The sequence below is a fragment of the Ensifer sp. 2TAB8 genome (genome assembly GCF_052115125.1).
GTDB lineage: Bacteria > Pseudomonadota > Alphaproteobacteria > Rhizobiales > Rhizobiaceae > Ensifer.
The window spans coordinates 14341-33819 of record NZ_JBFRGB010000024.1 but is presented as its reverse complement, the minus strand read 5'-3'; the positions used below and the strand labels follow the sequence as shown (position 1 = coordinate 33819).

The 19479-nt window shown below is 61.4% G+C and carries 17 protein-coding genes; 5 read left to right on the top strand and 12 right to left on the bottom strand.

The window, feature by feature from the left end; translation table 11 throughout:
• Positions 1–4 precede the first annotated feature (4 nt).
• Positions 5–1591: a Re/Si-specific NAD(P)(+) transhydrogenase subunit alpha gene (locus AB4Z53_RS28110; protein WP_441598866.1), complete on the bottom strand. Its 1587-nt coding sequence runs from the start codon at positions 1589–1591 to the stop codon at positions 5–7.
• 509 nt (positions 1592–2100) lie between these two features.
• The gene (locus tag AB4Z53_RS28105) at positions 2101–3039 is read right to left on the bottom strand and encodes a sugar ABC transporter substrate-binding protein (protein ID WP_441598828.1); all 939 of its coding nucleotides are present in this window, start codon (positions 3037–3039) and stop codon (positions 2101–2103) included.
• 248 nt (positions 3040–3287) lie between these two features.
• On the opposite strand from AB4Z53_RS28105, the gene AB4Z53_RS28100 reads away from it, so the two are divergent.
• From AB4Z53_RS28100 to AB4Z53_RS28090, 3 genes are all read left to right on the top strand, one after another.
• A complete protein-coding gene (locus tag AB4Z53_RS28100; RefSeq protein ID WP_441598827.1) occupies positions 3288–4463 on the top strand; it encodes a Gfo/Idh/MocA family protein in 1176 nt (391 codons plus the stop codon).
• A gap of 24 nt (positions 4464–4487) precedes the next feature.
• Positions 4488–5435 carry a sugar phosphate isomerase/epimerase family protein gene (locus tag AB4Z53_RS28095; protein ID WP_441598826.1) on the top strand — a complete coding sequence of 316 codons (948 nt, stop codon included), beginning with the start codon at positions 4488–4490 and terminating at the stop codon, positions 5433–5435.
• A gap of 99 nt (positions 5436–5534) precedes the next feature.
• Complete coding sequence (locus tag AB4Z53_RS28090; RefSeq protein ID WP_441598825.1) at positions 5535–6530, top strand: LacI family DNA-binding transcriptional regulator; 996 nt, start codon at positions 5535–5537, stop codon at positions 6528–6530.
• A gap of 56 nt (positions 6531–6586) precedes the next feature.
• On the opposite strand, the gene iolG is transcribed toward AB4Z53_RS28090, so the two are convergent.
• The 4 genes from iolG to AB4Z53_RS28070 all read right to left on the bottom strand — a co-directional run bounded on the left by iolG (position 6587) and on the right by AB4Z53_RS28070 (position 10304).
• On the bottom strand, positions 6587–7576 hold the full coding sequence (gene iolG, locus AB4Z53_RS28085; RefSeq protein WP_441598824.1) for an inositol 2-dehydrogenase: 990 nt from the start codon (positions 7574–7576) through the stop codon (positions 6587–6589).
• A gap of 1 nt (position 7577) precedes the next feature.
• Positions 7578–8594: a Gfo/Idh/MocA family protein gene (locus AB4Z53_RS28080; protein WP_441598823.1), complete on the bottom strand. Its 1017-nt coding sequence runs from the start codon at positions 8592–8594 to the stop codon at positions 7578–7580.
• Positions 8595–8707: 113 nt separating this feature from the next.
• Positions 8708–9757 carry a LacI family DNA-binding transcriptional regulator gene (locus AB4Z53_RS28075; protein ID WP_223737407.1) on the bottom strand — a complete coding sequence of 350 codons (1050 nt, stop codon included), beginning with the start codon at positions 9755–9757 and terminating at the stop codon, positions 8708–8710.
• Positions 9758–10070: 313 nt separating this feature from the next.
• On the bottom strand, positions 10071–10304 hold the full coding sequence (locus AB4Z53_RS28070) for a hypothetical protein (protein WP_223737405.1): 234 nt from the start codon (positions 10302–10304) through the stop codon (positions 10071–10073).
• A gap of 207 nt (positions 10305–10511) precedes the next feature.
• Here AB4Z53_RS28070 and AB4Z53_RS28065 point away from each other — a divergent pair, with 207 nt between their 5' ends.
• Together AB4Z53_RS28065 and AB4Z53_RS28060 are read left to right on the top strand one after the other, a co-directional pair.
• Positions 10512–12869, top strand: a complete 2358-nt coding sequence (locus AB4Z53_RS28065) for an Orn/Lys/Arg decarboxylase N-terminal domain-containing protein (protein WP_441598822.1) — start codon at positions 10512–10514, stop codon at positions 12867–12869.
• A 23-nt stretch (positions 12870–12892) separates the two neighbouring features.
• A complete protein-coding gene (locus AB4Z53_RS28060) occupies positions 12893–13453 on the top strand; it encodes a GNAT family N-acetyltransferase (protein WP_291151453.1) in 561 nt (186 codons plus the stop codon).
• A gap of 204 nt (positions 13454–13657) precedes the next feature.
• Here the strand turns inward: AB4Z53_RS28060 and phnE (AB4Z53_RS28055) are convergent, their stop codons facing one another.
• From phnE (AB4Z53_RS28055) to AB4Z53_RS28030, 6 genes are all read right to left on the bottom strand, one after another.
• Positions 13658–14521, bottom strand: a complete 864-nt coding sequence (phnE, locus tag AB4Z53_RS28055; RefSeq protein WP_441598821.1) for a phosphonate ABC transporter, permease protein PhnE — start codon at positions 14519–14521, stop codon at positions 13658–13660.
• On the bottom strand, positions 14518–15432 hold the full coding sequence (gene phnE / locus AB4Z53_RS28050; RefSeq protein WP_441598820.1) for a phosphonate ABC transporter, permease protein PhnE: 915 nt from the start codon (positions 15430–15432) through the stop codon (positions 14518–14520). Before phnE (AB4Z53_RS28050) ends, phnE (AB4Z53_RS28055) begins: the two co-directional genes overlap by 4 nt.
• Before the next feature lie 76 nt (positions 15433–15508).
• Positions 15509–16420 carry a phosphonate ABC transporter substrate-binding protein gene (gene phnD, locus AB4Z53_RS28045; protein WP_441598819.1) on the bottom strand — a complete coding sequence of 304 codons (912 nt, stop codon included), beginning with the start codon at positions 16418–16420 and terminating at the stop codon, positions 15509–15511.
• Positions 16421–16476: 56 nt separating this feature from the next.
• Positions 16477–17298 (bottom strand): phosphonate ABC transporter ATP-binding protein, encoded by an 822-nt coding sequence (gene phnC / locus AB4Z53_RS28040; protein WP_441598818.1) that lies wholly within the window; start codon positions 17296–17298, stop codon positions 16477–16479.
• 264 nt (positions 17299–17562) lie between these two features.
• Positions 17563–18732, bottom strand: a complete 1170-nt coding sequence (locus tag AB4Z53_RS28035; RefSeq protein WP_291151547.1) for an alpha-D-ribose 1-methylphosphonate 5-triphosphate diphosphatase — start codon at positions 18730–18732, stop codon at positions 17563–17565.
• Complete coding sequence (locus AB4Z53_RS28030) at positions 18719–19465, bottom strand: phosphonate C-P lyase system protein PhnL (protein ID WP_441598817.1); 747 nt, start codon at positions 19463–19465, stop codon at positions 18719–18721. The genes AB4Z53_RS28035 and AB4Z53_RS28030 overlap by 14 nt, the downstream gene beginning before the upstream one ends.
• Between the last annotated feature and the right edge of the window lie 14 nt (positions 19466–19479).

The window sequence follows — 19479 nt, the reverse complement described above, 5'->3', positions numbered from 1 at the left end:
CCGATCAGGATTTCTGGAACATGGCGAGCATGCGCCGTGTGACGAGGAAGCCGCCGACGATATTGATCGTGGCGATCAGCACCGAGAGTGCCGCAAGCAGTACCACCAGCCAGTTGCCAGACCCGATCTGCAGCAGAGCGCCGAGAATGACGATGCCGGAGACCGCATTGGTGACAGCCATCAGCGGGGTGTGCAGCGAATGCGAGACGTTCCAGATGACCTGGAAGCCGACGAAGCAGGCGAGCACGAAGACGACGAAGTGGCTCATGAAGGCCGCCGGCGCAAAGGCACCGACGAGAAGCAGCAGCGCCGTGCCGACGGCGAGCAGCGTCAGCTGGCTCTTCGTCTGGGCCTTGAAGGCTGCAGCCTCGGTGGCGCGTCTTTCCTCCGGTGTCGGCTCCTTCACCTTCTCCTTGGGTTTCTGCGCTGCGATCGCGGCAATCTTCGGCGGCGGCGGCGGAAAGGTGATCGCCCCCTCGAAGGTGACGGTCGCGCCACGGATGACGTCGTCCTCCATGTTGTGGACGAGCTTGCCATCCTTGCCCGGMGTCAGGTCCGTCAGCATATGACGAATGTTGGTGGCATAGAGCGTGGACGCTTGCGCGGCCATGCGGCTCGGGAAATCGGTATAGCCGATGACGACGACGCCGTTGTCGGAGACGATCCGCTGATCGGCAACGGTCAGGTCACAGTTGCCGCCGCGCTCGGCGGCAAGGTCGACAATCACCGATCCCGGCTTCATCGCGGCCACCATGTCGGCAAGCCATAGTTTTGGCGCATCACGGCCGGGGATCAGCGCCGTGGTGATGACGATGTCGATCTGCGGTGCAAGCTCGCGGAATTTGGCAAGCTGCTTCTCGCGGAATTCCGGCGAAGAAGGCGCCGCATAGCCGCCGGTGGCAGCACCGTCCTGCTGACCTCCCCCCTCACCATCGGCGAAATCGAGATAGACGAATTCGGCCCCCATGCTCTCGATCTGTTCGGCGACCTCAGGGCGTACGTCGAAGGCATAGGTCTGGGCACCGAGCGAGGTGGCGACACCGATCGCCGCAAGACCGGCAACGCCCGCACCGATCACCAGCACCTTGGCCGGCGGCACCTTGCCGGCGGCCGTTACCTGGCCGGTGAAGAAGCGGCCGAAATTGTTGCCGGCCTCGATCACCGCACGGTAGCCGGCAATATTGGCCATCGACGACAGCGCATCCATCTTCTGCGCGCGGCTGATGCGCGGCACCATGTCCATGGCGATGACGTTGGCGCCCTTCGCCTTGGCTAGCTCAAGCAGTTCCGGGTTCTGGCCCGGATAGAAGAACGAGATCAGCGTCTTGTCCGCAGACAAAAGCGCGACCTCGCTCGGCTCAGGCGGCCGCACCTTGACAATCACATCGGCCGAAGCCCAGAGCGCGTCCGCCGACGGGGCCACCTCAACGCCCGCGGCCCGATAGGCATCATCGGAAAAACCGGCCGCAACGCCCGCGCCCATCTCGATGATGCTGCTATAGCCAAGTTTCGCAAGTTGCACCGCGCTGTCAGGTGTCAGCGCCACACGCGCCTCACTTGCGGTTACCTCCCGCGGCGCGCCAATTTTAATCGCCATGCTTGTCTGTCCTCTCCTGCCGACTACGCAACGCCTATGTCCCTCAACAAATGCGACAGCAGAACAAGCAAAACTTCAGAGTACTGTCCAGTACGCTTTGCCGCGAATCCGTCCATTCTTGTCGCTTTTTAGTTTTCCCTAATCGTTTTTATCCGCCGAACACGCCATCCGACCGGGCGCATGGGCACCACTGGCCAGGAAAAAGACGGCGCCGCCCCCATGAAGACGGTGCCGTTGGCGTCTCTACTGGCAATGCCGATTTCATGTGTGACGCAGCCGCGGTCGCGCCCGCAAGGCGACGGACTTCGTCCAAGACGGGCCTCGAGCGTACAGCCATTTTAGTGGAACGATCATGCCCGACCTTGGTGGCAATCCCGTGCCTGGCGTCGTCGCGATGCGGGCTGATCCCGTATGACCAGGCTGCCTGTTTTCAATATACTCAGCGCGGCGCGGCAACGCGGTCTCGCCACGTGCCGCGCCGCGCTGCACCCTGGGAGGAGGATCTAGTTGCGGCTATCGTAGCTGCTCAGATTTGCCGGCGTGACGAGCTCGAATGGGATCCAGACATTCTGTTCGACCGGTTCCTTGGCAATCATCTTGAGAGCGGTCTCCACGGCGCCCTTGCCCTGCCCCGCCGCGTCCTGGAACACGGAGACGGAAAGGTCGCCCGCCTTCATGGCCTTCATCGCATCCTGGGTCGCATCTATGCCGCCGACGACGATCTTGCCTTCGCCGGCGCCAAGTTCCTTGTTCACACCCTTCAGCGCCTGAACGGCCCCGAGCGCCATCTCGTCATTGTTCGCGATGATCGCGTTGACATCGAGACCCGCGCTCAGCCAGTTCGTCACCAGGTCGGTCCCCGAAATGCGCGTCCACTTGCCGGCCTGCTTTTCAGCGACAGTGATGCCTGCGCATTCCGGCTTCTTCAACACGTCTTCCGCCGCCTGGGTGCGCACGCGCGCTGCCTCATAGGCGAGGTCGCCCATGATGATGTTGACCTTGCCTTTCCCTCCGAGGAGCCGGCAGACCTCAGTCATCTGCAAGGTGCCCGCCTCATACTCGTTGCTGCCGACGAAACTCACTCCGCTCTCCGGAAGCTTCTCCACCGGCTGGCGGTTTACGTAGATGAGCGGAATGCCGGCCGCCGTCGCGGCTGCGGTTATGGGCTGCGTCGCGGAAGCATCGACTGGGTTGACGATAATGGCATCGACCCCCTGGGCGACAAAATTGTTCACCTGATCGAGCTGCTTGCCGATATCGGTCTGCGCGTCCTCGAACTGCAGCTCCACATCCGATTTACCCTCGACCACCTTCTGCATCGCGAGACGCAGGATCGTCAGGAAGTTGTCGTCGAAGTTCGACATCGCAACGCCGATGTTCGCGGCATTCGCCGACGTCAGCAGAGTGGTCGACAGCAACAATCCGGCCAGTAGAGATTTCATTTCGTTCCTCCTCAAATCGCCGGATGCCCGGCTCAGATCAAGAGCTCCTCTGCTCTCATGCGGTCCATTATTGAGAGCGCTCCCATTCTGTCAACGACGGATTCGCCATCATCAGCCACTCCGGCACTCCGTTGATTGAATTCAATCACCATTTCCGTGAAATTTTGGATATTCCTTCGTATCGTTGACGATATGGGAGCGCTCTCATGTTGGTGGCGACTTCAGGTTACGGAACACGGGAGGAAAATATGACAGGATCCGCAATCGCGGTGATTGGCGCCGGCATGATCGGCGCCGCACATGCTTTCGGCTACAAGGTCGCGATCGACCGCTTCTCACGAAAGATCCGCGGGCTTCGGCTGAAAACAGTCTGCGACGCGAATGGCGAACTTGCCGCTTCGATGGCTGCGACCTGGGGCTTCGAGACCATTGCCTCCGACTGGAAGTCGGTGCTTGCCGATCCGGACATCGGCATCGTCAGCATCTGCCTTCCGAACTTCCTGCACGCCGAGGTCACCCTCGCAGCGCTCGCTGCCGGCAAGCATGTCATTTGCGAAAAACCGCTGGCACTCGATGCAGCGACGGCAGCGCAAATCTACAAAGCCTCCCAGGCGGCCTCGAGCGTTTCTGCGACGGTTTTCAATTATCGCCGTATCCCCGCGGTCGCGGCCATGCAGCGTCTGATTGAGAGCGGCGAGATCGGCGATCTGGTCAATGCCCTCGTCCAGTACGAGAGCGAGTATGCCGCCGATCCCCAGCTCCCGCACAGCTGGCGCTACGAGCGCGACCGGGCCGGTCCCGGCGCGCTCCTCGATATCGGAACGCACGCCGTCGACGTCGCGCGCTTCCTGTGCGGCGAGGTCGAGGAGATTGCCGGCGCGATCGCCACGATCTCGATCAGGCAGCGCTTCCTTCCGGCTGGCGCCAGCATCGGGCACAACCACGTGGAACTCAGCAGCGAAAGCCGGCGCGTCGACAATGACGATGTGATGTCTGCCCTGCTGCGTTTCGCGAATGGTTGCCAGGGGACTTTCCTTGCAAGCCGGGTCGCCGTTGGCATGGGCAACAGCCTGACCATCGCGATCACCGGCACAAAGGGCGCCGTACGCTACTCGTCACGTACCCCCGCACATTACGAGATTGCGCATTTCGACGGCTCCGGTCAGTCGCCCTTCGCGATCGTCGCGAACAATCCGACACTGCCCTTCGCCGGGCTTCTGCCGGTGCCCCACGACGGCGTGGCGATTGGATATGCCGAGGTCTTCGGCTTCATGATTCAAGAATTTCTCGAGGCCATCGCCAACGGCCACCCGATGACGAACGGCTCCATTCTCGACGGTTTGCGCGCCTCGGAAATCCTCGACGCCATCCAGCAAGCCGCAGACACCAACCAGCCCGCCAAGGTCAAGCACGCCGCCGCCTGATGCCGCGTGCCAATGGAGTAAACGATGAAAATTGGTCTCAACACCGACGGTTTCGGCGCCCTTCCCCTCGCCGCGTGCCTTGATCAGGTCACCGCACTCGGCCTTACGCACGTCGAATTCGGCCTCGGCGGCTGGTCGAGCGCGCCGCACGTCGACATCGCCGACCTTCTCGCCAAGGCCTCGTCCCGCGACCGGTTCAAGGGCATGCTGGCGGAGCGTGGCCTTGAAATTTCAGCGCTGAATTGCTCGGGCAACCAGCTGCATCCTGGCGAGATCGGTCCCTCCGACACAAAACTCGCCTATGATACCCTTGAACTTGCGAGCCTCCTCGGCGTCGAACGTATCGTCATGATGTCCGGCCTGCCGGCCGGTGGCCCCGACGACCGGAACCCGAACTGGATTACCTCCTCCTGGCCGTTGGAAGCGATGGAGATGCTGGAGTGGCAGTGGCAGGAGCGTGTGCTGCCATTCTGGAGGCCTTTTGCTCGGGCTGCCGAAGCAAAGGGAGTACGCATCTGCGTGGAGCAGCACGGCCGCCAGTGCGTCTACAACACGGAGAGCTTTTTCCGTCTTCGGGAGGCGGTCGGCCCGACGGTCGGCGTCAATTTCGATCCGAGCCATCTCATCTGGATGGGCGGCGATCCGCTGTCTGCGATCGCAGCGCTCGGCGACAGCATCTACCACGTGCACGGCAAGGATTCCCGGATCGAGCAGCGCGCCCGCATCGACGGCCTGCTCGATCCGAAGCACGTGACGCCGGTCGACGGCCGCTCCTGGAACTTCGTGTCTCTCGGTCACGGAACGGCCGTCCACGGCTGGCTCGATATCGTCAAGGCGTTGCAGCAGATCGGCTACGACGACGTCATCAGCATCGAGAACGAAGACTATTCCATGTCGGCGATCGAGGCTGTCGCCACCTCGGCGACCACCCTTCGCTTCTGCATCGAGCAAGCTGGAAAGGCGAAACAATAACCGCAACGATATCAGCAGGCCGGGGCCAATCCCCGGCTGGCCCTGCAAACATCACTTCGCCGCTTGCGCGTTTCGGCCAGACCCTTTTTATAGGAAGGCATGAAGGACTTTCCCACCCGATCCGGAATTACGCTGGAGGACGTCGCCAAGGCGGCTGGCGTGTCGCGCTCGCAGGCCTCCCGCGCCCTTCGCAACGACCCGGGCGTCAAGGACGATACGAAAGCCCACATCCTCGCCACCGCTGCCAATCTCAACTACACCCCGAACCTTGCGGCCCAGACGCTCGCCAGCCGCCAGAGCCGATCGATCGGTCTCGTTGTCGGCGACGTGCTGAACCCCTATGAGGCGATGCTTGCGCGCGAATGCGACAGGACACTCAGGGACGCAGGCTACTTCGCCATGCTGGCCGTCAGCGGTACGACCAGCACGATCCGCGCCTTCATCGATCAGCGCATCGCAGGCCTCGTGCTGATCGGCGCGCCCGCGGAGCGGGATGAGATCGTCGCCGTCTCGAAGCTCCTGCCGACCGTCTATATCGGCCGGGACCTGAAATCCGAGAGAGTCGAAAGCGTCAGCTCCGATGACGCGCTCGGAGCAAGACTCGCGACCGAGTTTCTGCTGAAGCTCGGCCATCGCGACATCGCCCACATTACCGGCGGTCCGGGCGCCGGTGCGCAGCGCCGCGCGGACGCTTACCGCAAGATCATGCAGGAGCATGGCCTGAAGCCCATCATCGTCGAGGGCCGATACGACGTCGACGCCGGCAGCACGGCCACGGATACGCTGATGGCACGCAAGGACCGGCCGACGGCGATCTTCGCCGCAAACGACCTGATTGCGCTTGGTGCGATCAGCCGCCTCGCCTGGCACGGTTTCCGTGTACCGGACGAAGTTGCCGTCATCGGCTTCGACGATATTCCAATGGCCGCATCCGAGCCGATTTCGCTCACGACCATTCGCCAGAAGGTACCCGACATGGTCGCCGCGGCTGTTGAAACGCTGACCACACGGCTCGCCGATCCGACAGCGCCGATCCGCAATCTCATCATCGCCCCCGAACTCGTCGCCCGCCGCTCATCGGGCACGGAAATCTAGCGACAGAAGAGGCGCGCCAGGGCTTGGCGCGCCTTCCAGAATTGGAGAGCCCCGATCTAGACGGCGACGCGCCTGCCGGTCTTCACCGATTCGACACAGGCATTGGCGAGCTTCAGCGCGATGACACCATCGGCACCTGTCGTCGCCGGCTCGCGACCTTCCTTGAGGGCCGCAATGAATTCGGCGATCTCGCCGGCATAGGACGCGGTGTAGCGGGTCATGAAGAAGTTCTGCAGCGGCGCGCTCCTATAGCCTTCCGCATTGCCAATAACGACCGTGTTTTCGTGATGGTTCTCCGCCCGGGCGACGCCCAGTGAGCCGTGCACCTCCACCCGCTGGTCATAGCCGTAGGTGGCGCGGCGGGAGTTGGTGATAACAGCCTGCTTGCCCGACGCAGTCTCGAGGATGACAGTTGCGCTGTCGCTGTCCCCTATCTCCTTCAGCTCCGGCTTGACGAGGACCGAAGCATGGGCCGAAACGACGATCGGCTCTTCGCCCAGCATGAACCGCGCCATGTCGAGGTCGTGGATCGTCATGTCGCGGAAAATGCCGCCGGAGCGCGAGGCATAGGAAATGTCCGGAGCGCCCGGATCGCGCGAGGTAATCGTCACCATCTCGACGTCACCGATCCGGCCGGCATCGATTGCCGCGCGCACGCCGGCAAAGTTGGGGTCGTAGCGGCGGTTGAAGCCGAGCATCAGCTTTACGCCGGCCTTTCTCGCGATCGACACCACCTCTTCGGCGCGGCCGAGATCAAGATCGACGGGCTTTTCGCAGAAGACATGTTTGCCAGCCCTGGCAAATTTCGCGATGAGATGGGCATGCGTATCCGTCGGGGTGCAGATCAGCACGGCATCGACGGACTTGTCCGACGCGATGGCGTCGGCGTCGGACGCCTTGGCTCCGGTTGCAAGAGCCAGCGCCTGCGCGGCGGAAGGCACGGCATCGGTGAGCGCAACCAGTTCTGCGTCAGGGCTGGCAGCGACGGCCCTGGCATGCATCTTCGCGATGCGCCCGGCGCCGATCAGGGCAAGTTTGATCGTCATTTCAGTATCCTTTCACATCAATCCAGATGCCGCTCCTTGCCGAGGCAAAGACCGCATCCGCGACGGTCGCATTGGCGCGCGCGTCCTTCATGTCGAAATAGGGAACGGCCTCGCCGCGGATCGCCCGGGCGAAGTTGGTCACCTCTTCTTCGTATTGGTCGAGAGCTGGGAACTCGAGCGTATGGATGTTGGAGTTCGCGTGGTCGGCCGAAGTGTCGATCGCGATCGTGTTCGGGCTGACGCGGGAGGGCACATAGGCCTGCGGCAAAGAGATGAAGGCGCGCTCGCAGACGATCTGGATCGACTGGGAGGAGGCTTGCGCCAGCGACACCATGAAGGTCGCGTGCCGTCCGCTGCCGAAATCGAGGATCACCGAGGTGAACATGTCGATGCCGCCGTCATTGTTCTGAGTGGCCGCGAAGACCCGCTCCGGCTCAGCGCCGAAGACGTAGCGTGCAGTCATGGCCGTGTAACAGCCGAGATCGTAATAGGCACCGCCGCCAAATTCCGGCTTCTGGCGGAAATCGGCCTGGTTCGTCATCATGAAGGAGAGGAGCGAGGAGAAGGAAAGCGGCTTGCCGTATTCCTCGGCCGCGAGGATCTCGCGCAGCTTGATCCAGCGCGGCTGCTGGCGGACCATGAAGGCTTCGGAAATTTTCAGCGCCGGATCGACCCCTTCGAGCAGATCGAGGTCCGCGGCCGTCATTGCCGCCGGCTTTTCACAAAGCACGTGCTTGCCGGCGTCCGCGGCCTTGCGGGTCCATTCCACATGGAGATGGTTCGGCAAGGCCACATAGACAGCCTCGACATCCGGATCGGCAAGCACCTCCTCGTAGCTGCCATAGGCACGGGCAATGCCATGTTTGTCCGCCATGGCACGCGCACGCTCTTTACTGCGCGCGCCGATCGCCAGCGGTTCGCACCAGGCACTCTTCGTGAGACCCGGAATGATGGCGCCGTCCGCAATGCGCGCGGCACCAAGAATGCCCCATCGGACGGGGGCAACGATATCGTTCATGGTTGTTTCCTTCCCTGAAGAGGTGCACGCACCTCTTGACGCCGGAAGCATGACGCGACGCCCCTCCGCCGACAAACATCTTGCTGATGGAAATCCATCAGCCGATCGGTTCGTCAGAACGGAAGCGGGTTGGGAATATTTTCCGGTCCATAGAGCACGATCGGCACTTCCGTTTCGTGCGGATAGGCCGCCTGTTCGGCGCCAAAGAAATCGAAATGCCGGAGAAGCATGTTGACGGCTAGCCTGACCTGCAGTTCGGGGCTCTGGTCGATCGTCAGTGACATCAAGCCCTCCCTGAGGAACGCCGCCGTGTTGCGGGTCAATTCGTGACCGACGAACACTGGACGGCGATGGAGGATATCGGCGCGGATCGCCCGCGCCACGCCGATATTCCCGGCACCGACATTGTAGATCGCTACCGTGTCCGGATGCTTTCGAAACGCCTCAAGCAGCTGCAGCTCCGAACGGACCCGGTCGTCGCCGCCTTCGACGATCTCTGCCACGTGCCAGTCCGGCGCTCTTTCTTCCAGGAACTGTTTGAGACCGCGCACACGGTCTGCATGGGATTGAAAGCCGAGATGATTGCAAAGGACGATGACCGGACCCGGCGCCCCCGTCATCCTTGTGATGAAATAGCCGGCCGATCGACCGGCCCTGTAGTGATCCGTCCCCGCATAGCCAATGCGCGCAGACCCGGGAACATCGGAAATGACGGTGACAACAGGGACGCTCCGCGCGCTCAGTTCCTCGACGGCAGCATGGACGATCGGGTGATCCTGCATGTAGGAGACAACGGCATCGCAACTCGTCTTTTCGAGCGCCTTCGCCAACGTTTCCGGCCGTTCATCCTCAAGCACCGTTCTGTGAATGACGATCGAGCGATCGAGCGACGTGGAGATCCTGCGAAACTCGAACCCCATCCGGGCGATCAGCGGCAGCTCCGGCCGAGCCAGGATCACGTCAATCCGTATCAGACGACGATGCGCCTCCGGCAGCAACCGTCGCAAGCCGAGCTCCTTTGCAGCCTGTAAAACGCGCTTGCTGACCTCCTCGCTGACGTTTCCGCGATCATTGATGACCCGATCGACACTTGCCGTGCCGACCCCGGCCCGTCTGGCGACATCGGAAAACGTCACCCGCTTCCCCTGCCCTTTCGGCACCATATTCGCCTCCCCCGTCAACCGCAGCATCATCTCTTCACGGCGGTCCAGCGAACATTGCCGTGTTGATTGGAATCAATCAATGATCCTTCGATCCCTTTGGGCGAAGTGCGGCTGACCTTGGAGAAGGGAGCAAACCGGCGAGCGTCTATCCCCGGCGTTATTCGAGGAGCAACTAGCGGCGCGAAGAGACACTTTCGGCCCAAAGTCGCTTGTTCTGTGGGCCGAGAGCTTACGTTGCCAAAACGTTTTGTCGGGTCCTTGAGGGAGCTGCCGCAGCAGCCTTACTGCGGCATGTCTAGAACCCTGGAAGACTTCACGCAGCGGAGAATTTCACCGTCACGCCGCGCTGCCGAAAATATGCCTGCATCAGCTTCCGTCCGGAACGATTGTTCTGCACGAGCTTGGCCGGGTCAAACACAGCCTCTTTCAAACCGGCCCGCATCAATGCTGCCTTGAGGGTCGCGATATGCACATCGATGTCGGCATTGTCTGCCTGAAGCGATTCGTAAATGCGATCTGTCGCCTCTGCTACGGTCGGTTCGCTCACTCTAAACTCCTGTTGCTGTCTTGCTGGTGCTTACCACACATTTCGGCTTGGCCCTATTTGGTGAACTTTCCCACGTCAATCGGGTGACGGCAGAATGCGCTGTCGGAAGTATGCATCAGGCCATGGAGCAGGTAATCGGAGCCACCGTCACAACATCGTCACGAAACGCACGAACAACTCGCTTCCGTGTAAATGGCGGAGGCTCAGATGGATTACTTCAGACGCTTCACCTTTTTGTTCGCGACGCCAGCCTTCGATAACGAGGATCTCGAAGGGGCCCGGTATAAGCAGATCGTCGAGGAGATCGAGCGGTCCGGTTTCGAGGTGGTCCGTGCGCGTAATCTCGAAGACGCCGAAATCGCCGTCCAGACGGATGCAGCCATCGGCTGCATGATGGTCGACTGGGGCAAGAAGGGCATGGAAGGCAAGACGGCCTCCCTCATCAATCTGATGCGCCGGCGCGGTCTCGAATTCCCGATCATCCTCCTGATAAGGCGCAAGCGCTTCGAGGACGTGCCCGTCGAAGTGCTCGACTTCATCGACGGCTATGTCTTCCTGTCCGAGGAGACGCCTGCCTTCATCGCGAAAAACCTCATCAGTCGTCTCAAGCAATATGCCGAGACGATGAAGACACCGTTCTTTGGCGCGCTGGTGGATTACGCCGAGGAAGGCAACCAGCTCTGGACCTGCCCCGGCCATAACGGCGGCGTGTTCTATAGCCGCAGCCCGGTCGGCCGCGTGTTCATGGAGCATCTGGGCGAAGCGGTTTTCCGCGACGATCTCGACAACTCCGTGCTCGATCTCGGCGATCTCCTGACCCATGAAGGCCCCGCCCTTGCCGCACAGAAGGAAGCCGCCAAGATCTTTGGCGCCGAAAAGACCTACTTCGTCCTCAACGGCACCTCGACCTCCAACAAGGTCGCTCTCTCCGCCCTCGTCACCGATGGCGATCTGGTGCTGTTCGACCGCAACAATCACAAGGCGGCCCATCACGGTGCCCTGATGATCTCGGGCGGTATCCCGATCTATGTGCCGACAGCCAGAAACGCCCATGGCCTGATCGGCCCTATGGATTTCGGCGCCTTGAACGAGGAGACGCTGCGGGAGCGCATCCGCACCCATCCGCTGGTCAAGGACCCGGATGCCTGGCAGAAGCCGCGCCCGTTTCGGGTGGCGGTGGTTGAGCAGTGCACCTATGACGGCACGATCCACAATGCCGAGATGATCGTGAACGCCATCGGGCATCTGTGCGACTATATCCTGTTCGACGAAGCCTGGGCGGGCTTCATGAAGTTTCATCCGCTTTATGCCGGGCGTTTTGCCATGGGCCTTCGCGAACTCGGACCCGAGGCGCCGGGCATCATCGCCACGCAATCCACGCACAAGCAGCTCGCAAGCTTTTCGCAGGCGTCACAGATCCACATGAAGGATCGGCACATCAGCGGCCAGAAGCGCCGGGTCGAACACCGGCGCTTCAATGAAAGTTTCATGCAGCACGCCTCGACGTCGCCCTTCTATCCGCTCTTCGCATCCCTTGATGTCGGCGCGCAGATGATGAAGGGCCGTTCCGGCGAGGTTCTATGGGACGATACGATCCGGCTCGGCATCGAACTCCGCAAGAAGATACGGACGGTGCGCCGGGAGTTCGAGGAAAAGGAACGTCGGCAAGAGCGCCGCTGGTTCTTCGAGCCCTTCGTGCCGGACCGCGTGGCCATGCCCGATGTGGCAAGCCCGGGAGCGGTCCACGACGTACCGTGGGAGAGCGTCGCTACCGATCAGCTCGCCACCAATCCGGCCTTCTGGCACCTCACCCCAGGAGCTGCTTGGCACGGCTTTTCCGATATGGCGCCGGGCTTCGCGATGACCGACCCCAACAAGCTTACGCTGCTCACTCCCGGGTTTGACAGGGCAACCGGCAATTATGCAGAGCACGGCATTCCCGCGCCGATCGTCGCGCAATACCTGCGCGAGAACCGGATCGTCGCGGAAAAGAACGACCTGAACTCCCTGCTTTTCCTGCTCACGCCCGGCGTCGAGGCAAGCAAGGCCGGCACGTTGATCAGCGGCCTTGTCGCTTTCAAGAAGCTACACGACGACAATGCGCTTCTCGAAGAGGCAATCCCGGAGTTCTATCGACGCCGACCCGGTCGTTACGCCGGCGTGCGCCTGCGGGACCTGTGCGGCGACATGCATCGCTTCTTCCGCGACGCCAATGTCAGCGCGCTGCAGGCCAAGCAGTTTTCTGAGGCACACCTGCCGGATATCGCTCTTTCGCCCCACGACGCCGCACGCTGCCTTGTGCGCAACGATGTGGACTTTCTGCCGATCGACGCCATCGCCGGGCGGATCGCAACGACGCCTTTCGTCGTCTATCCGCCTGGGATCGCGACCATCGTGCCGGGAGAGCGGCTGACCGAGCGCGCGCAGCCGATGATCGACTACCTCAAGATGTTCGAAGCCTGTTTCAACGCGTTTCCCGGCTTTGACGTCGAGATTCAGGGGCTCTACCGTCAAACCGACTCATCGGGCCGCATACGACTTCATACCTATGTGGTCGCCGAATAGGATCGAGGAGCTTCGGATCCCTTATGCCGCAGGATGAAACAATCGTCATTCGCCCGTCGCGGGAAAGCGACGTCGATGCCATGCTGGCCATCTATCGCCGGCACATCCGTCGCGGCATCGAGGAAGGTGTAGATGAAGGCGACACGCCGCAACCCGACGACCTGCGCGAGCGGCGGAAGAACCTGAAGAGCCGCCGCTTCCCGCATCTTGTCGCGACCAAGGACGACGCAGTGGTCGGCTACGCTTACGTCGTTCTGTTTCGCAAGCGGCCAGCCTACCGCTACACCGTCAAGCACTCGATCTATGTTCATCACGAGCATCACGGCCAAGGCGTCGGCCGCCTGCTCCTGCGCGGCCTCATCGACGCCTGTGCCGCGGCCGGCTTTCGCCAGATGATCGGCTATATCGACGCCGACAATGTCGCCTCGCTCACCCTGCATGAGCGATTCAATTTCGTGCGCGTCGGCCTGCTGCCCGGGATCGCCTACCGCTACGGACGCTGGGCCGACAGCGTCATGGTTCAGCGTTCGCTCGGCACAGGCTCGACGACGCCACCACCTCCCCCGCCCCTCTCCACGCGTTGACGATTCTGGGACCGATGGTCGGCGTCCCCGCAGACCGGCGGAGACCCCGTTGGGGCGACCAGGAGTCACCGCACCGGAAATCGGGACGCAACCTGCCGGTCTTCACGAATGCCTGATCGTTCAAATGGCTTTGGTTCAGGAGACGTCAATGCAAGCGTCGTATTTCGCCGGCGGCAAGCGTTGCCATGCGGACAACGCCTTCCTTCACCGCCCCGCAGCGCCCAGCCGACGCCGCAGTGACGCGGAGGCGAGGTCGATCAGATAGACCATGGCCACGATCAGGAAAATGATCGACCAGGCCTCTGGCCAACGAAAGGCATGCATGCGATCAGCAAGAAGGAAACCGATGCCGCCCGCCCCGACGACGCCGAGAATGGTGCCCGAGCGAACGTTGGATTCGAAATTGTAGAGGATGATCGAGAAAATGACCGGCAGAGCCTGCGGCACGATCCCATAGCGGATCGCCTGCAAAGTGCTGCCACCGGAAGCCTTCACACCATCGACCGGCTTGCGTGACGTATTCTCGATTGCTTCGGCAAACAGCTTGGCAAACGTGCCGATCTCGGAGACTGCGATCGCAAGGATTCCAGCCAGCGGACCGAGCCCGAAGGCACGAATGAACACCAGCGCCAGGATGATCTGCTCGACCGCACGCAGTGCATCGAATCCCCGGCGGGAAAACAGCCGCAGCCAACCGAACGGCATGATGTTCTTTGCGCCGAGCAGCGCGAGCGGCAGCGAAACGGCAGCGCCAAGCAAGGTGCCAAGGAATGCCATCACGATCGTCTGGCCAAGCCCCTCCAGCACTTCGCTCCACTCCACCCAGGTCGTCCAGACGTGTGGGGGGAACATGAAGGCAATGATGCCGCCGAGCCGCGACAGCCCTTCTGCAAACCGGGCTGGCGTCGCATCGAAAGCAACCGCGCTAAAGGCGAACGGGATCAACAGCGAGACAACGATGATCCAGGGCGCAAGGCGGCGGATGAGCGGCCGTTCGAATGCGCCACGCAACCGAGCTTTGGCGTCCTTGACCATGTTCGTTTCGAGAGGAAGGTCCGCGTCGCTCATGCCCAATGCTCCGTGATGCCGATGATGCGGTGACGCAGGCGTTCGCTCAGGAAATCGATAACGGTCACACTGACCAGGATGATGACGAACAGCGCCGAAAGGTCCGTGTATTCCTGCAGCGACATGGCCGTGCGGATCTCCTGACCAAGACCGCCAGCGCCGACATACCCGATGATCGACGATGAGCGGACATTGATCTCGAAGCGCAGGAGCGTGTAGCTGATGACGTTCGGAATGACCTGCGGCACGGCGCCGTATCGCATTTGCTGCAACCAGCTTCCGCCGGAGGCCTTGATGCCATCGAGCGGGCGCATGTCTATATTCTCGTTGACCTCGCAATAGAGCTTGCCCAGCGAACCGCATGCATGCAGGCCGATGGCAAGCACCCCTGCAAGCGGGCCAACCCCGAAGCAAAAGACGAAGATCAACGCCCAGACCAGTTCAGGCACGGTCCGGATGATCTCGAGATAGCGGCGGACGGCGATCGACAGCCATCCGGCCGGGCTCAGGTTACGAGCGGCAAGAAAACTCAGAACGAAGCCGCCGCAGACGCCCAGAACGGTGGCCGCATAGGCGATCAGGATCGTCTCCCAGAGCAACGCGAGCCAGGTTTTCCAGCGCCAGAACCATTCTGCAAGATCCGCACCAAGCGTCGAGAACCGCAAGGTCGGGATGGTTTTTTCCAGGTATTCCCCCAGCCGCGGCAAGCCGGCCCAGAGCTTCAACATCGCCACCCGCTCGCCCGAGGGCAAGGTGACTTCGGTGAAGGCGAAGAACCCGCCCAGGTAAGCCGAAACCACCACAAGGGCAGTGAACACCAGCGTCGAGGCAAGTTGAACCCGCCGCGCGCTTCTCCGCACCTCGCGGTATTCGGTCTCGAAATTTCGGATTGAAGGGGAGAGATCGCTCATGCGCTTGACCAATAATGCTCTATCAAGAAAGGCAGCACCGGAGCCTTCCGGTGCCGCCTCGTATCATCGGCAGTGATCAGCCCTGGCGGCGCTGCTTGCGCAGCCAGTCGCGCATTTCGACGATCCACTGATAGCGATCGTGGCTGACTTCGATGTAGCCGTCGGCGGTCTCGTCGCCGGAGGTGATCTCCTTGTAGACGGCCGGGTCGTTCTTAGGCAGCTCACGCAGAGCGGTCTTGACGGCCTCGATCATGTCGGTCGGCAGGTTCTTGCGTGCCGTTACCGGACCGTTGGTGATCTCCGGGGACTTCCAGATGTTGCAGATCTCGCCGGAGGGGATCATTCCCTTGGTCACCATGCGCTGCGGAATGCCGCTCTTCTCGGTATTGATGTAGGTCGCGGTCGCGTCAAACTGCTTGTTGAAGACGCCCATTACACCGGTTTCATGCGCGCCGGAGAAAGGCACGGCCGAAAAGTAGGTGGTCGGATCGATACCTTCCTTCACCAGGTTGAAATAGGGAACTGCGTAGCCGGAGGTCGAGTCCGGATCAGCAAAGGCCAGAACCTTTCCCTTCAGGTCAGCGAGCGACTTGTAGCCAGAATCGCAGCGCACGCTGATGACGGAGTAATACCCGCTGGCGCCTTCCTTATCGACCTGAGCCAGGATCGGTTCGACGCCGCCCTTGGTTTCGGTGTAGGCTGCTGCATAGGCCGACGAACCCAGGTTTGCGAATTCGATCTGGTCGGCGGCGAGCGCCTGGACCACGCCATCATAACTGCCGGCCGTAAAGATCTCGACCTTCACGCCGAGCTGCTTTTCAAGATAGGCCGTAAAGCCCTTGTAACGGGCGACACGATCCTTTTCATTTTCCGCTGACGTGATGCCGTAGCGGATGGTCTTGTATTGCTGTTTCCATTCCTGCGCATGCGCGGAACCCGAAAGCGCAAACACGGCCGTTGCGGCCATCGTCATGAGGACGTTCTTCATCATAGTTCTCCGGGGATGGATCACGGCTCGGCGCCATTGCCGAAGCCGAGGGGAAATCAGGCCACGGCCATCTGCTTCTCATGCTGATCGGCAAGGGAAGGAATGGCGGTCCATGTCACGGCTTCATCGATCGCGGAATCGGCATCGTCGAAACCGTAAACGGCGTTGAGGCGTTCGCGCGTCAGATCGTGCGGCCGTCCCTCGAACACGACGCGGCCGGCCTTCATCGCAATAATGCGGTCGCAGTAGGCGCGGGCCGTGTCGAGTGTGTGCAGGTTGACGAGAACGGTGATCCCGTCCTCCCGATTGACCTTCCGTAACGCTTCCATGACGCGGGTGGCGTTGGCCGGATCGAGGGACGCGATCGGCTCGTCGGCCAGCATGATCTCCGGCCGCTGCACGAGCGCCTTCGCGATCGCCACGCGTTGCTGCTGGCCGCCTGACAGAGTGCCGGCCTTCTGGAAAGCCTGCGACAAGAGGTCGAGGCGATCAAGCGCCTGCACGGCCATCGCCTTCTCTTCCTCTGTAAACCGCTTGATGATCGTCGATACGACGCCCTGATGGGCCACTCGACCAATCAGCACGTTGGTCAGCACGTCCATGCGCTCTACCAGATTGAACTGCTGGAAGATCATCGCGCACGACGCTCGCCAAAGACGGAGGTCACGCCCTTTAAGCTTCGTGATATCGCGACCCCCAAACAGGATCTTGCCGTTCGTGGGTTCCACCAGCCTGTTGATCAGTCGAAGCAGCGTTGATTTTCCTGCTCCGCTTCGCCCGATCACCCCGACCATCTGACCGGGTTCGATCGTCACGGTCACGTCATCGACTGCATTCAGCTGCCCGAAAGACTTCTTCATCGAGTACAGTTCCAGCATATTCTTCACCCAAAAATGAAGCAATCACTTCGTCCAGTGCGAAATCGCGAAATCTCGCGCCTTTCTTCTGAAAGTCTTCAATACAGAACGCACATGACAAATGTATTATAACGTCTATTTTTTTGGAAAATGATTTTATACAACTCAACAATCATCCGATACATTCAAATGAATTTCGGTATTATTAGACTTTCATCCCAAAACAAAAAAAGCCGGGCATACTTGCCCGGCTTCCCTGAAACTTGCAGATGATCCTGTGGCCGATCACGCGGCCGCTTTGGCTCCCACCGTCACCGCGCCGTCCGACCACACCTTCCGGCCACCGCAGATGGTCGCACGAAGCCTCGGCATCCTGCCGCGTTCTGCAATGACCAAGTCTGCCCTCAGCCCCTCGCAAATGTGGCCACGATCCGTCATTCCGAGCGCGGCGGCAGGGTTGGCACTGGCAAGCGCTACGGACGCAGGCAATCCCCCCTCGCCCATCTCGCCAAGCGCCAGAACCGCGGGCAAGATCGCCGACGGGTGGTAGTCGCTGGCGAGAATGTCCAGCACACCGGCCGCGAAGGCCTCGCGGGCCGAGAGGTTGCCGGAGTAGGAAAGTCCGCGCAAGGCATTCGGAGCTCCCATCGCCGTCGCTAGGCCGCGCCGCCGCGCTTCGGCCGCGACTTCCAGCGTGATCGGGAATTCACTGATCGCCGCACCGAGACCGTGCAAAAGCGCCACCTTTTCCAAGGTGTCGTCATCGTGAGAGGCAACGACGACGCCCCGCGCACGTGCCAGTTCGGCCAGACCGCTGACGACATGCATGGCATCGCCGTGCGTCTCCCGTTCGGCAATGCGCTGTTTGACCATTTCGACGGCCGTGGCGTAGTCGATCTTCTTGGTCTTGGCCATGTTGCGGGTGTGGATTTCAAGGTCGCGGTACTGGCCCTGCCCGGGTGTATGGTCCATCAGCGAGATCAGTCCGAGAGAGCCGCTATCCATCAGCTTTTCGGCAACGGCGACCGCCGATGGAAATGTGACTTCGAAGCGGGCATGAACCCGATGGTCGACGAGCAGCTCGCTGCGCATCGAAGCCAGCGCCTCGATGATGGCAATGGTGTTCTCCAGCGAACGGACGTGGCCGTAAGTCGCTGGCGTGAAGGCCAGCGCCGCGTAAGCCGTGGTAATGCCGTTGGCCGCGAGCTTCTTGTCGAGGTCATAGATACCGAGTTCGAGCGGCATGCGGACGTTGGCGCGCGGCTCAACCTCCTTCTCGATCATGTCACCATGAATATCGATAAACCCGGGCAGCAAAAGCCGCCCTTCCCCGTCGATATCCGCATTGGCCACCGGCCTTTCGTGGATTTCGGCAATCACCCCATCTTCGATCCTCAACGAACCCCGTTCGATGACACGGTCCCTGAGAACGATCTCGAAGTCACTCAGCCACATCGTCTGCCTCATCTGCAATCCTGATCGTTTCCAAATGTATTTCCCGATCGATCAGACCGGCGACATCTTCCGGATGATGGAAGACCCCGATCATCGCCACGCCCGCGGCCTTGAGTTCAGTCAGCCGCTCGACGAGCGCGCGTCGGGCCGTGCGGTCGAGGGAAGCGGTCGGCTCATCCAGCAGCAAAAGCCGTTGCGGCAGGATCAGCGCCCTCGCAAGGTTCACCTTCTGCTGTTCGCCGCCCGAAAATGTCGAGGGATAGGCCAGCCAGAGCTGCGGCTTCACCCCGAATGCGGCGAGCCAGCGGCGGGCTTCCGCCAGTGCTTCTGCATGCGACGTCCCGGCAAGCCGCAACGGTTCAGCCACCAGCTCCTCCGCCGCAACGCGCGGTCGGGCATTGAGAAACTGCGTGACGAAGCCGATTTCCCGACGGCGAAGAAGCGCCACGTCGACGTCTGCGGCCGACGCCAGATCAATGACGCCTTCCTTCGTGTGATAGTAAGCGTGCCCCGCGCGCGGCAGGTAGGACCGATAGAGCGTGCGAAGCAGTGTAGACTTACCGGCCCCGTTTTCGCCCCTCAGCAGAATGAACTCGCCTTCGCCGAGCTCGAAGGCGATCTGTTCAAAGGCAAAAAGGGTGCGCTTCAGATGATGCATCTGGAAGTGCTTCGACAGGCCCTCGACGCGCAGTACAGGAGCCAGCATCGGCGTGGCGGACGTATGGATATTCATCTTCCAGTCCCCCA

Bases quoted from the DNA above. Each gene is read 5' to 3' on its own strand.
- AB4Z53_RS28035 (WP_291151547.1), bottom strand. From the start codon at position 18,732: ATGTGGCTGAGTGACTTCGAGATCGTTCTCAGGGACCGTGTCATCGAA.
- AB4Z53_RS28080 (WP_441598823.1), bottom strand. From the start codon at position 8,594: ATGAACGATATCGTTGCCCCCGTCCGATGGGGCATTCTTGGTGCCGCG.
- phnE (WP_441598821.1), bottom strand. From the start codon at position 14,521: ATGAGCGACGCGGACCTTCCTCTCGAAACGAACATGGTCAAGGACGCC.
- AB4Z53_RS28065 (WP_441598822.1), top strand. From the start codon at position 10,512: ATGGATTACTTCAGACGCTTCACCTTTTTGTTCGCGACGCCAGCCTTC.
- AB4Z53_RS28095 (WP_441598826.1), top strand. From the start codon at position 4,488: ATGAAAATTGGTCTCAACACCGACGGTTTCGGCGCCCTTCCCCTCGCC.
- AB4Z53_RS28030 (WP_441598817.1), bottom strand. From the start codon at position 19,465: ATGAATATCCATACGTCCGCCACGCCGATGCTGGCTCCTGTACTGCGC.
- AB4Z53_RS28060 (WP_291151453.1), top strand. From the start codon at position 12,893: ATGCCGCAGGATGAAACAATCGTCATTCGCCCGTCGCGGGAAAGCGAC.
- phnD (WP_441598819.1), bottom strand. From the start codon at position 16,420: ATGAAGAACGTCCTCATGACGATGGCCGCAACGGCCGTGTTTGCGCTT.
- AB4Z53_RS28100 (WP_441598827.1), top strand. From the start codon at position 3,288: ATGACAGGATCCGCAATCGCGGTGATTGGCGCCGGCATGATCGGCGCC.
- AB4Z53_RS28105 (WP_441598828.1), bottom strand. From the start codon at position 3,039: ATGAAATCTCTACTGGCCGGATTGTTGCTGTCGACCACTCTGCTGACG.
- AB4Z53_RS28090 (WP_441598825.1), top strand. From the start codon at position 5,535: ATGAAGGACTTTCCCACCCGATCCGGAATTACGCTGGAGGACGTCGCC.
- phnE (WP_441598820.1), bottom strand. From the start codon at position 15,432: ATGAGCGATCTCTCCCCTTCAATCCGAAATTTCGAGACCGAATACCGC.
- AB4Z53_RS28075 (WP_223737407.1), bottom strand. From the start codon at position 9,757: ATGGTGCCGAAAGGGCAGGGGAAGCGGGTGACGTTTTCCGATGTCGCC.
- iolG (WP_441598824.1), bottom strand. From the start codon at position 7,576: ATGACGATCAAACTTGCCCTGATCGGCGCCGGGCGCATCGCGAAGATG.
- phnC (WP_441598818.1), bottom strand. From the start codon at position 17,298: ATGCTGGAACTGTACTCGATGAAGAAGTCTTTCGGGCAGCTGAATGCA.